The 12,011-nt window shown below is 31.4% G+C and carries 17 protein-coding genes; 6 read left to right on the top strand and 11 right to left on the bottom strand.

Features of this window, described 5'->3' with window-relative positions; all coding sequences use genetic code 11:
• Nucleotides 1–106 precede the first annotated feature (106 nt).
• Entirely contained in the window at nt 107–262 is a 156-nt protein-coding gene (locus EV02_RS09455; RefSeq protein WP_193742609.1) for a hypothetical protein, read from the top strand.
• Nucleotides 263–280: 18 nt separating this feature from the next.
• Here the strand turns inward: EV02_RS09455 and EV02_RS06655 are convergent, their stop codons facing one another.
• The 3 genes from EV02_RS06655 to EV02_RS06665 all read right to left on the bottom strand — a co-directional run bounded on the left by EV02_RS06655 (nt 281) and on the right by EV02_RS06665 (nt 4,610).
• Nucleotides 281–1,354, bottom strand: a complete 1,074-nt coding sequence (locus tag EV02_RS06655; protein WP_032519044.1) for a WD40 repeat domain-containing protein — start codon at nt 1,352–1,354, stop codon at nt 281–283.
• Nucleotides 1,342–2,691, bottom strand: a complete 1,350-nt coding sequence (locus EV02_RS06660) for a CobW family GTP-binding protein (RefSeq protein ID WP_032519042.1) — start codon at nt 2,689–2,691, stop codon at nt 1,342–1,344. The genes EV02_RS06655 and EV02_RS06660 overlap by 13 nt, the downstream gene beginning before the upstream one ends.
• 77 nt (nt 2,692–2,768) lie before the next feature.
• A complete protein-coding gene (locus EV02_RS06665) occupies nt 2,769–4,610 on the bottom strand; it encodes a metal ABC transporter solute-binding protein, Zn/Mn family (RefSeq protein WP_032519041.1) in 1,842 nt (613 codons plus the stop codon).
• 134 nt (nt 4,611–4,744) lie between these two features.
• On the opposite strand from EV02_RS06665, the gene EV02_RS06670 reads away from it, so the two are divergent.
• Nucleotides 4,745–5,500, top strand: coding sequence for an ABC transporter ATP-binding protein (locus EV02_RS06670; RefSeq protein ID WP_032519039.1), 756 nt, complete (start codon nt 4,745–4,747; stop codon nt 5,498–5,500).
• 26 nt (nt 5,501–5,526) lie between these two features.
• Here EV02_RS06670 and EV02_RS06675 read toward each other — a convergent pair whose 3' ends face one another.
• Nucleotides 5,527–5,961, bottom strand: coding sequence for a Fur family transcriptional regulator (locus tag EV02_RS06675; protein ID WP_032519038.1), 435 nt, complete (start codon nt 5,959–5,961; stop codon nt 5,527–5,529).
• Between the two features lie 17 nt (nt 5,962–5,978).
• Between EV02_RS06675 and EV02_RS06680 the strand changes: the two genes are divergently transcribed.
• Complete coding sequence (locus EV02_RS06680) at nt 5,979–6,764, top strand: metal ABC transporter permease (RefSeq protein WP_032519037.1); 786 nt, start codon at nt 5,979–5,981, stop codon at nt 6,762–6,764.
• Here the strand turns inward: EV02_RS06680 and EV02_RS09450 are convergent, their stop codons facing one another.
• The 3 genes from EV02_RS09450 to EV02_RS09445 all read right to left on the bottom strand — a co-directional run bounded on the left by EV02_RS09450 (nt 6,765) and on the right by EV02_RS09445 (nt 7,397).
• A complete protein-coding gene (locus EV02_RS09450) occupies nt 6,765–6,911 on the bottom strand; it encodes a hypothetical protein (protein ID WP_193742608.1) in 147 nt (48 codons plus the stop codon).
• Between the two features lie 84 nt (nt 6,912–6,995).
• Nucleotides 6,996–7,244, bottom strand: coding sequence for a hypothetical protein (locus tag EV02_RS06685; RefSeq protein ID WP_011376589.1), 249 nt, complete (start codon nt 7,242–7,244; stop codon nt 6,996–6,998).
• 9 nt (nt 7,245–7,253) lie between these two features.
• Complete coding sequence (locus tag EV02_RS09445) at nt 7,254–7,397, bottom strand: hypothetical protein (RefSeq protein WP_193742607.1); 144 nt, start codon at nt 7,395–7,397, stop codon at nt 7,254–7,256.
• A gap of 704 nt (nt 7,398–8,101) precedes the next feature.
• Here EV02_RS09445 and EV02_RS06690 point away from each other — a divergent pair.
• The gene (locus tag EV02_RS06690) at nt 8,102–8,485 is read left to right on the top strand and encodes a DUF1499 domain-containing protein (RefSeq protein ID WP_032519035.1); all 384 of its coding nucleotides are present in this window, start codon (nt 8,102–8,104) and stop codon (nt 8,483–8,485) included.
• Nucleotides 8,486–9,126: 641 nt separating this feature from the next.
• On the opposite strand, the gene EV02_RS06700 is transcribed toward EV02_RS06690, so the two are convergent.
• The 3 genes from EV02_RS06700 to EV02_RS06710 all read right to left on the bottom strand — a co-directional run bounded on the left by EV02_RS06700 (nt 9,127) and on the right by EV02_RS06710 (nt 10,392).
• Nucleotides 9,127–9,534 carry an OsmC family protein gene (locus EV02_RS06700; protein ID WP_032519034.1) on the bottom strand — a complete coding sequence of 136 codons (408 nt, stop codon included), beginning with the start codon at nt 9,532–9,534 and terminating at the stop codon, nt 9,127–9,129.
• A 127-nt stretch (nt 9,535–9,661) separates the two neighbouring features.
• A complete protein-coding gene (locus EV02_RS06705; protein ID WP_032519032.1) occupies nt 9,662–9,904 on the bottom strand; it encodes a hypothetical protein in 243 nt (80 codons plus the stop codon).
• A 281-nt stretch (nt 9,905–10,185) separates the two neighbouring features.
• Nucleotides 10,186–10,392 (bottom strand): hypothetical protein, encoded by a 207-nt coding sequence (locus EV02_RS06710; protein WP_011818557.1) that lies wholly within the window; start codon nt 10,390–10,392, stop codon nt 10,186–10,188.
• Between the two features lie 179 nt (nt 10,393–10,571).
• On the opposite strand from EV02_RS06710, the gene EV02_RS06715 reads away from it, so the two are divergent.
• Nucleotides 10,572–10,946 carry a hypothetical protein gene (locus EV02_RS06715; RefSeq protein WP_032519031.1) on the top strand — a complete coding sequence of 125 codons (375 nt, stop codon included), beginning with the start codon at nt 10,572–10,574 and terminating at the stop codon, nt 10,944–10,946.
• 96 nt (nt 10,947–11,042) lie between these two features.
• Nucleotides 11,043–11,204, top strand: coding sequence for a hypothetical protein (locus EV02_RS09440; RefSeq protein WP_193742606.1), 162 nt, complete (start codon nt 11,043–11,045; stop codon nt 11,202–11,204).
• Between the two features lie 33 nt (nt 11,205–11,237).
• Here the strand turns inward: EV02_RS09440 and EV02_RS06720 are convergent, their stop codons facing one another.
• Nucleotides 11,238–12,008: a PAP/fibrillin family protein gene (locus EV02_RS06720; RefSeq protein ID WP_032519030.1), complete on the bottom strand. Its 771-nt coding sequence runs from the start codon at nt 12,006–12,008 to the stop codon at nt 11,238–11,240.
• Nucleotides 12,009–12,011 lie beyond the last annotated feature (3 nt).

Here is a 12,011-nt window from a genome sequence, read left to right as displayed (position 1 = left end):
GTAATCAATTGTGTTAATTTTTTTGGGATATTTTTAGTAAGTTTTGCTTATTTCTTTTGATATTTAATTCGACTATCTTGATTCTAAATAATTGAGAAACTCTTTTATGAATCATTCGAAAGAAGTTAGGAAAACTGATCAATCTAATCCTATAGACGAATATTTTCAATGCCTCTCATATTGTGATATTCACCCAAAAGGTATTGATAATGACTGTGAAGTCATTTGTATGGAAAGACATTTAAAAGCTAACTATTGGTAATTTTATAAATTTCTAATTTTACTTAAACCCTTTAGAAAAAAGGTTTGAACGAACTTTAAATTTCCATACATTTACAACACCTTTTGCATTAACTGCTGCAAGTGCACAATCGTCAGGTCTCCAGGATATTGCCCCTACTAAATCTCCCGCGAATGCAGCCCCAACAGGGTCTCCATTGCCGTCTTTTTTTAGAAAACTTGCGACAACAGAACCATCTCTAGATCCTGAGGCTACAAGCATACCTTTATTTGAGAAGGCAAGACTCGAAATGGGTTCTGTATGGTGACATAGCTCTCCTGGCATAGTCCCCTCTGGACCATTCCCTAAAAAACTCCATACAGTAATTCTTTCGCTGCCACTAGTTGCTAGTAATTTTCCACTGTCATCAAAAGAAAGGTGACTTGGTTTCCCAGGATACCCCGTCATTTCAGCATCCATTCCTGTTGATCTTCTCCAAAAATGAACTGAATTGTCTTGACTACCGCAGGCAACTATATCTCCATCAGGACTTAATTCCATAGATACCAATGATCCTTGCCATTCAAGTTTTTGATTCGTTTTATTATTAACTATGTCAAAGAATGTCACTCTTCCATAGCAAGCAGTTGCCAGCTCATTTTTATTTGACCATGTTATTGCACTTACTGTGCTTGGATGGTCTTCTGAGATCCATTTCTCTTCACCAATTTCATTAAAAACATATACTTTTTTTGAGGAAGCTATCGCTAGAAATAAACCGTCATTAGACCACTTGAGGTGTTCTACCCAACCTTTGCCGAGATAAAGTGTTTTAATAACTTTACCTTCATGGCAATTGCAAATTTGAACATTTCCATCCTGACCTGATGTTGCAAAAATTTCACCCTCTGGATGAATGGCCATTGCTAGTAGACCACCAGAGTGTGTATTTTCTTTTTCCCAAATAATTTTTCCAGTATCTCCTTCGAATGCAAAAATACCTCCTGCCACGTCACCAACAATAAATTGTTTACCTTTAAGAGCCCAACCACATGCTATGGCATAATCGTTAACTTCAGCTGTCCATCCTTCATGGAACATGCCTCTTGGGCTAAATGGTTCTATATCAGGCATTTATCAAAGCCTTCTTGCATCTCTTTTTCATTTAGATTTCTACCGATAAAAACAAGTTGATTTCTACGAGGTTCATTACCCCATTCTTTGTCAGGTTGAGCAGTAAATAACATGTGTACTCCTTGGAAAACTATTCTCCTTGGGTTCCCCGAGTAACTTATGAAACCTTTAGTTCTGAATATATCCACTCCTTTTTCTGAGAGAAGCCTTCCCATCCAGGTATTTAGTTTTTCTGGGTCAACATCTCCAAAACGCTCAATAGCAATTGAGCCAACTTCATCATCATGTTCATGCTCTGCTTGCCAGAACCTTTCAGTATTAAATGGAACCTCTTTATTTTCGTCACTTTTAATGACTTTCATATTGAATTCTTCAGCAGTATGTTGTGTAAATAAACCTATTTTTGTTGGTTTTTCTATATTCAAGATGAAGGATTTATTTCCTTTACCATCCAATTTGAGATTTATATGATCTCCATATGGAATAGTATTCCCAGGCTCTAAAGTATTAGCTTTTTCTGCATAAAGTCTTACGGAGGATTCAGCACCATCTTTAAGTTCCTCCTCACTCTCACCTTGGTTAAAAAGAGCTACTAGGGACATTTCTGGATCTGGTCCTTCTTCCAGCATTAATTCATATTTACCTGCATCAAGATTGTAAACACCTGTCCATTCAAAAGGATATTCTGGTTCAAGGAATGTTGGCCTGCGTTTAAGGATCTGATCAAGATCAAATGCACTTAGATTTAAGACTGTTTCAATTGGCACTTTGGCATTCTCGGCTCGAATAATTCGAGTCATTCGATTCATATCTCTCAATCTTGATTCAAGAGTATCTAGTGCATCATCAGAGACTAAATCAGTTTTATTGAGGACAAGAACATCAGCAAATGCTACTTGTTCTGAACTTTCATCACTCCTTCCTAGTTGCTGATCAATATGAGCAGCATCAACTAAAGTCACAATTCCATCGAGAGTAAATTCAGAACTAATCTCTTCATCCATGAAAAAAGTCTGAGCAACTGGCCCTGGATCTGCTAATCCTGTCGTTTCTACTAAGACATAGTCAAACTTATCTCTTCTCTTCATAAGGTTGCCAAGGACTCTTATTAAATCACCGCGAACAGTGCAACAAATGCACCCGTTTGACATCTCAAAAACTTCTTCATCTGCATTTATTACGAGTCCTTGATCTATACCAACTTCACCGTATTCATTTTCAATTACGGCTATTCTTTTCCCGTGCTCTTCACTCAATATCCTATTAAGCAAAGTAGTCTTCCCTGAGCCTAAAAATCCAGTGAGGATGGTTACGGGAACTTTATCTTTGATGCTCATTTACTGATTTTTACTAAATAAACAATAGTCTAATAATAGTAATAATAAGAAATGAAAACCGTTTTTATTAGAAAAATTTAATCTGAAAGTTTGTACCATTCAGACTCAAGACTGGAGCCAGATTCTTTATCACAACTTCCACCTAATGAATCAACAATAGTACAAGTGTTGTGAACTGCAACGCTTATAGTATTTCCTTTCATCATTAAACCATCAACAAATATTTGATTAGAAGCTAAAGGTACAGAACTTTGCCTACTTAAGTTTTTTAATAACTTAGACGCTGGTATTTGTTCTGGAAATATTGCCTTAACATTTTCTTCCTTTAGCATATTCAAAGTTGAACTAATGTTTTCAGGTCTTAAGCTTGATGAATCGCCAAGGAAGTCTAGTAAACTAACTGTCTCAAATCCGAATGCAGCACCATAATAATCCATAGCTTTGTGTTTTGAGACAAGCACCCTGTCTTGCTCAGGTATTGTTGTTACCTGGTCAAGAATCCATTCATTTAGGCCACTGAGTAAAGATTCAGTTGAATCAATTCTTTCATTTATGGATTTTCTATCTTTTCTGTTAAAAATAGAGATATCCTTTTTTAAGTTTTTTGAGATTACTTTACTCATTTTTATAATATTGGCTGGATCATGCCATACATGAGGGTCTAAACTTCCATGTCCATGATGATGATGGTGGTGATGCCCATCTCCCTCATCTGGAACTTGCGCAATAGGCTCTACATCATTGTTGGATACATCTTTAAAGAAGTGTTCATCTGCCTCAAATTCAAAAGGCATATGTTCTGTAAAGAATGTATATTTACCACTTTTTTTAATTTCTACATTAAATACTGTACTTTCTTTACCTTGATCAAAATTAAGTGATATTGCTTTTGAACTTGCTAATAAAACATCATTATCAGCCTTGTAGATAGAGTCATCGGAATCTAAAAGTTCCTTTGCAAGTTCTTCAGATTCTTCAATATCGCCAGATTTGAGGATAACCATTTTCATAGCAGGATCTGCATATTCCCCATCGACTTTTGCAAATGACCATTTGTATGATCCTTCCTTAAGATCAAAAGTTCCTGCCCATTCAAAGCCTTCTGTGCCATGTTCACTATGGCCTCCCATATCAGGTTCTTGAGCGACTGGTTCGATATCATTTTTAGCTAGATCTTTGAAGAAGTGTTCATCTGCTTCAAATTCAAAAGGCATATGTTCTGTAAAGAAAGCATACTTACCATCTTTTTTGATTTCTACATTAAATTCCGTGATATCTTTCTTTTGATCAAAATTTAAAACGAAGGCTTTGTCACTTGCAGAAAGAATACCATTATTGCTTTTTTCAATATTTTGATCAGATCCCAATAGCTCTTCTGCTAATTCTTCAGATAATTCAATGTCATCTGATTCAAGAATGACCATTTTCATGGCGGGGTCTGCATATTCACCATCAACCTTCGCAAATGACCATTTATAATTTCCTGCTGTAAGTTCGAATAGGCCAGCCCATTCAAAAGCTCCTCCTTCTTCGCTAGAAGGATTCTCAACTTCGATGGCACTAACACCAACCACAACAGTATTTGACTTATCTTCCCAGTTTTTCATAGTGGGAGTCATTTCTTTACCTAAAGTGAAAACTTTGTCTGCGCTATTTAATAATTGAGCTTGCCTTGGATTGATCTTTAAGTCATGAACATCCTGTTTTCTATCTACTAAGCATGTAACTTTGTCAGAGGGTAGTGCAATTGATTTAACTAAATCACAAACTAGTGGTTCTACTGCAATATATGATTTGCCTTTAGCCAATACTTCATACCCAAAACCAGAAAATATTAAGGATCCTGCGATTAAGGAGTTTTTGATAATTGACTTTGATGGAGCTTTTTTATTAAATAAAACTTTTTGGAAAATAGACATAAAAAATTAAAGACATTTCAAAATGATAATCATTTTCATTTTTACTGGCAACCAAAAGTATCAAATGTTATGAAAATAATACGAAGCTTGCATTATTGGTAAGCTTATAAAATGGATTTTTAAAAAATTGATTAATGGCTACTTTAGTTGCTGAAAATTTAACCTATTCATACACAAAAAAAAGTAAGCCAGCTTTAAATAAAGTATCGATTGAGATTAAACCTGGAACTCTAACAGCGTTAGTTGGCCCAAACGGCGCAGGGAAATCTACTTTATTAAAGATATTGCAAGGACAGAATGCTCCAGATAAAGGCGAAATAAAAATTGATGGTGAGAATTTACATAGATCTAGATCCCTAGTCGCTCTTATGCCACAAAGAAGTTCCATGAATTGGAAGTTTCCAATTACAGTAGAAAAATTGGTATCTCTTGGGCAAATAAAGTATTCAAAATCTAAAAGTAATACTCCTTTTCAAATCAAAACTCTTCTCGCATATCCTAATGCTTGGATTAATAAATGTTGCGAATTAGAGGCGACAATGCAGAGGGTCGGTATCGCTAATTTAGCTAATAGAAGACTTGATTCTCTTTCTGGAGGTCAACAGCAAAGAGCTCTATTGGCAAAGACTCTTATGTCCCCTGCAAAAATCTTTCTTCTTGATGAACCTTGCGCGGCTTTGGATCCACCTGCAAAAGAGGATTTTCTAAAAATTGTTCGTCAACTGGCGGATGTAGGTCTTTCTTTAGTTGTTAGTAGCCATGATTGGGGAGAGTCTCTAAATAATTACGATCAAGTAATAGTTCTCGATAAAACTGTTTTAGCAGTTGGTAGTCCCGATTTAATAAAAGATAAATTAGAGGCAATAAATATAAGCTCTATCAATAAATAATTTCCGTGGTTAAAAAATTTTCTCTCTTAATTTTGAGCTTGGTAACAGTTTTGGCAAAGTCCGAAATATTCGAGTGTATGAAACAAAAGTTGAAACTTTTGGGAATTTTTTTTTGGCGTATGAATATCTTTAACAGGACAACCTTCCATTTTCGAAGTCTCTCCGCATTGAACGCAGGTCAAATGATGAATATCTCTATCAACGGGAGTATAGAGAACTTCTCCATTTGGTAGATGTCTAGAACGAATTAAGCCATGTTTTATCAAGACTTGCAGATTTCTATAAACAGTTGTCAAACCCATAGATTTACCTTTAATCATCAGCTGCCTATGCAACTCTTGTCCGCTCAATTCATCATCACAATTATTCAGTTCTTCAAGAAGTTGTTCTTGTCTTTTGGTAATGTCAGACTTAGTTACCATTGTTTTCGAGATCTTTTTATGGCCCGTATTTCTGATCATACCGAATCATTCGAATAATGTCTTTTATTTATAACAACTGGTGGCTTGTTCCATTAATAATAACAATTTTTTCAGGGATCTTATGTCCAGCAATGGGGACTGTATTAATTACTCATAAAAGATTATTACAAGTTAATTTAATCTCTCATTGTGTGTTGCCTGGACTTGCTCTCGCATTAGCGCTTGGAGTTCACCCCTCAATTGGTGGTGTTATAAGTGGTCTTTTAGGCTCTGTAATTGCGGAAAGTTTAACTAATAGAAAAAGTGAAAATTATGAAGCAGTTATGAACACTATTCTCGCTGGAATGCTTGGGTTTGGAGTACTTATTATTCCTTTACTCGGAATAAGGATTGATTTGGAAGCAGTACTATTTGGCGATTTATTGACAGCAAATTTTGGGGATTTACTTAGGACAATAATTGCATTTTTAGTATTTATGATCTTGATAACTTTTGGATATGAAAAGGTTGTTTACGTTGGACTGGATCCAGAAGGTGCATCTGCGAGTGGTATAAATGTTTCTTTATTAAATCTTGCTCTTAGTTTTACAACAGCATTAGTAATTGTTAGTTCAATGTCAGCAGTAGGAGTAATTCTTGTAATTGCTCTTCTCTCTACCCCAACTTTGTTAGGCCTAAATAAGGCTCATAGTTTAAGAATTGCAATGATGAGGTCTTCATTTTTTGGTTTATGCATCTCACTTCTGGGCTTTATTCTCTCCCTAGTCTTTAATCTATCGCCTGGGCCTGCAATAAGTGTCATTTGCGTTGCATCTCTTTTGATTCCTAAACTTCGCAATTAATTAAATCTTAAACGTCCAGTCAGAGTTTAATGCTTGAGCTTCAGGATTGTTTTTTAAGGCTAATTGCATTGCCTCTTTTTTATTATTAGCTATGACAACTTCATCAAATTCCTTTCCATTTTTTTTGAGATTTACTTTGAAACGCATAAAAATTTTTTTAATTAATCAAAAGTTAACCACTAAGCAACTAGATTTAAATACTTTTAAAAGTTAATTGATGAAATAGAAACTTTAGTTATTTTGAAGTTTTTCTACTACAGATTCTTTCTCAATTTTAGCTACATCCTGTAATCCATTAGCATCAAACCAAGGAGCATTTTCCCAATTAAATCCTTCCCCAAAAGTATTATCGGGAGCAGCTACGTACCAGTGACATGATGAATCGGGAACATCTACAGCACATTTTGACCAGTCAGCTTCCCACTGTGGAACTTGTACCCACATCACAGATGCTAATAAAAAAGAAAAAATAAAATTCATAATTATCGATTAGCAAAATTTTGAAAGATTTTTTTCACATTCTTTCTTTCTTTTCTTCCAGTAATTCTCAAGTATTTGATATTTATGCTTATTTTTGAATTGAGTTAAATGAATATTATTCTGATTAAGAACTGAAGTATTTTGGATTTTCATGACTCAAGCTGTCTATGTAGGACATATTTAAGACACTTTATAGATTTTTTGAAGTGAATTTATACTTAATTTTTTTTCTTACTTTTGTGTAGGTAAGTATTTTTCGGGATTATTTTCAATATAAGTAAGCGAATATTTGACAACACTTACTATTACTGAAAAAAGAGCAATTGCCGAAATAATAAAAATGATTTTTTTGTAAATGCTTTTCATGAATTTTTTATGTTTTTGATTATTTTTTTAATCAACGCCCAATTTTTCTGAAAGATTTAAATAATTAGTAATTTATACTGTAGCCTTTTAAATTCCCTACGGAGTAGATTTAATACATCAGAAACTCCTCACACACTTTTTTCTGATAACTTTAAAAGTACTCGACCTTGATGTTTGAGTACTTTTTGTATTTTTTGCCTTGTGACAGTTAAGATAGAGGTCTATTGGGCATTTCATATTTTGAATTTAGGTGTGATATTAAGATTGTGTGTAGGAGGAATTGATTTATTTCAGTGGAAACAAGGAAACACTTGTTATAAATCAATTTTAAAAAGATCTCTCTTTGAGGGATCTTTTTTTTTGGGATTATTAGAAGTACATATTAAATTCTGAATATAAAAATAAATATGCTTTCTTACAAAATAATTAGGTCTTCATTACAAATTAGTAATTTAATTCGTTAGATTATGAGTCGTTAAATTCTTCTGTTAATGCAAATACTTTTTTTAGCAATTTTAATTTGTTCAAGCTTTATATTCCCTTCTTCATCATTTGCCTCACATGTAGAACTAAAACCTTGTGTAGAGATTGCTCATTGTGTACGAGAAGAATGGGAAGTAAATAATATTGAGAAACCTTTTGAAGAGATTAAAACATTTATCGAAAACACTCCAAGAACTGAGATTGTAGAAATTGATGGCGATTATCTTCATGCAGAGGCAACCAGTAAATGGATGAAGTATGTAGACGACTTAGAAGTATCCTTTTCAAATGAATCAAACATCTTATCAATAAGATCAGAATCAAGAGTTGGAGAAAGTGATTTGGGAGTGAATCAAAAAAGAGTTGATTTACTAAAATCCAAAATGTTTTAAGATAAAAAGTTAAAAAATAATTTGTTTTTATTGTTTTTTGTATAACTTTTTCTTTTTTTAAAAAAAATTAGAAGATAAAAAAGTGATAATTATCATCATGCCTTGATAATGGCGAATTTATTAGATTTTCTCCAAAAACGATGATCATAAATTTTATATATTTTTTATTATTTTGTTTTGTTTTTTTCTGGTTTTATAAAAACATTAAAAAAAATGGACTGAAATGGATAATCAAAGGTCTTTTTCAAATTGGAATATTAGTATTATTCATTGGCGGGTTTTTCAAAATATTTTTCACCTTACCCCCTAATTTATTTATAAAAATATTTTTTCTTATTATTTATGCATGGTGCACTGTTGGAATAAATGTAAATTTCATGATCCCTTTAATTAGTTTGATTGACCAAAAAATAGTGAAAAAATTTGACTAAAATATGACTTAATTCTTATTTCAAAAATAAATCTATTAACTTTATCTGCAGTATTAAAAATTTAAAAGATTTATTTTTTTCCTTTTGAAAGTCTTTTTCTTGTATACCTAGTCTTTAATGCCAAGTCTGTAATTATATATATTCCAAATAAAAGAATGATTATTCCAATAAAGTATTTCATTATATTTTTGTAATTACTATATTTTAGGTTTATTCATGATGCCAACTAATTTTAATATCTATTTCTTGAGATAAATTTCTTGTAACTGGACATTCTTTGGAAGCTTTTTTCAAAAAATCAATAGTTTCATTAGAAGTGCTCTCTGGTATAAAAATATCTATTATTAGTTCTTTTATCTTCCTTTCGCTATTTTGTGTCATTACTTTTTCAATATTTAAATATATACCTTTCAAATCATATCCTTTCGATTTGGTTTTGATTGCCATGATGGTTAACAGGCAAGTACCTAGAGATGTTGCTAATAAATCAGTTGGGGAAAAACTTTCACCTTTACCGCAGTGATCTAAAGGTGCATCAGTTCTAATAAGACTTCCAGATTGTAGATGAATAGCCTCACAGTTTAAATTTCCTAAATAAGAACATTTAACTTTAGTCATTTTAAAAAAATTAAATTAGGAAAATATTATTAAATAAAAATCATGGAACATAACAAGATTATTGATGAGAAATTTTTATTTGCATATTAGTGGAGTATTAAGGAAATTCTTCATTCAAGTTTTGAAATCAGTTTTTATATCCATATTCTTCTAAGCAATACTCAATTAATTCAATTGATTTATTAAGAGTTCTTTTATTTTTATTTTCTAGATCGAAACATGCATTTAAAACACGTATAGATTCATTTAAAAATGATTCTTCTTTATTTTTTATATCTTTAATTTGATTTATATAAATTAATTTTTTAATCCCAATTAGGGAAAATATGATTATTGATATTGTAAAAATTGCTATTTTGAATTTATTCATATAATTAGTTATTACAAATATTTTAATTTATTTAATATCTAAAAGCTTTACATAGCTTATAGAACTAAGTAATTACATATGTAGCTGCTGTTATTGCTATGGCAGTAATTGATATGAAAATGTATGGAACAACCTTTAAAGGTATATATAGATTATTTTTAGACATAACTAGAACCTTTATACAAATAATTACATTCCCTTATAACTTTATAAGTCTTCAAATATACAAATTAATTTTCTTTGCATATATTCAATCCTTTTAAAGATTAACAAATTTATTTTCATTGAATTTTCATTAAATAAAGTATCTCTAAATCTTGTCTTGAGTCCGATATTTTTCTTTTTAAAAAGATTAATTCTTCTTGGCTCATTTTTGATTCTTTTATAATCAATTCTGCTTGTTCAATAGCATGTTCTATATTTCTAATTTTAATTTCTCTTATTGAGGGATCATCTTTACATGCTTTTTTAGTATTTGCATCTAACATGTGTAAGAAAAAATTACCTCGAATATAATCTAAATTAAAACTTCATTATGCTGCAACCGCAAATTTAATTAAAATAAATTATTATCAAGACAAGAACTTTAACCTTAGCTAACCCTCTCTTCAATTGATCGAGTGGGTTTTTTTTATGGTGTAATATACTCCTAGCATTTACTATTAATTTGGAAGATTCAAAACTTAATCCTGAGGAAAATAATTCAATCGAATCGTCCCCCAATTTGAATGAAGACAATAAAGATCTTAATGAGGGGAATAAAAAAGAAGAAAATGTTAAGGCATTTACAGAATTTCTAGAGAAAGCAAGTAATCAAGATTCTTCAGAAGAAAAAGTAAAACTTGATTCTGAGCGACAAAAACTAAAAATTGACAAATCACTTTTTAAAAGATTTCTTAATAATGGATTTGATGGCATTTCATCTAATCCAAACTATAAAATGTTGGCATTATTAATAGTCCTTTTAATTAACCTGTCTCTATTTTTTGTAATTGGCAATATGGGTAAAGCGTTTTTAAGAAATGCAGGAATTATGGGTTAAAAATTATTTATTTCTTTTTGGATATTCATCTTTACAATTTTGATTCTTCAAATGAAACTGTGATATTTTTTTGTCAAATTAAAATTTAAATAAAATTTGGATAATAAAGAGCCAGAAAATCCAGTAGTTTACCTTTCTAAGGTAATCAAGAAATTAGATGTAAAAAACAGAAATGGCTTAGTAGCCTTAGCAATAGTAAATCTTTTAGTGATTCTTTTATTTAAATTTTATTTGAAAGGATCTGGATTATTATCTTGAATTTAACTCATGGCAGTATTTTCAGTGTTTTAATTAATCATTAGAGATTGAATTTGAATTCAACAAGGAAATTGAAGGCCTTATATAAATAAAAATAGACCCATACATATCCTGCATAATTCTCATTTCATCGTCTAAATATACAATTGAAACCTGGCAATTTGGCGAATCTTTATTCCAAGGTAACTTATTCCATACCTCTTTAACTGGATACCATCGATTCATAAGTAATTCACTAAATAATGGAATCTTATTAAGTCCATCAACTTTGGAAACTTTTGTCTTTTGTAAGTTCATATCAAGTAAATTATTTCTTAAAACTAAATCACTTGCTAGGGTTATTACTCTTCCACCAAAAGTAGGCAATAGTTTGAACCAACCTAAGATAGGAATAGTTGTAAGCCCAAATATTGTAGTGTCAAAAGTAGATATAAATTCTTTTTTTTCAAAATCAATCTTTTGAGCAATTCTCCCAATAGTTGAAATGCCAAAGGATCCTACTTGCAATTGATGTAATTTAAAAAAAAGATTACTTTTAAATTCATCATTTAATGCCTTTTCAATAGCAAGGAAGAAAGGGGAACTTCGAAATAATTCAACATTAGAAAAAATCAATTCCCACTCTCCAGACAATAATTTTTCTGATATTTCAAAACTAAAGTTTTTAAGAGCATCAATCAATTCATCCATTTCATTAGCTTTTTCCTCATACATTGGCGAAATTAATTTATTTAATCTTTGCCCCCTATCTGTAACAGCAGCTATTTTATATATATTTGACTTTATCTCTCTAATTTCTTTCATAAC

The organism is Prochlorococcus marinus str. SB (genome assembly GCF_000760115.1).
GTDB classification, from domain to species: domain Bacteria; phylum Cyanobacteriota; class Cyanobacteriia; order PCC-6307; family Cyanobiaceae; genus Prochlorococcus_A; species Prochlorococcus_A marinus_D.
Note: the sequence above shows the minus strand (reverse complement) of the source record. Positions and strands in the feature narration are given on the sequence as shown.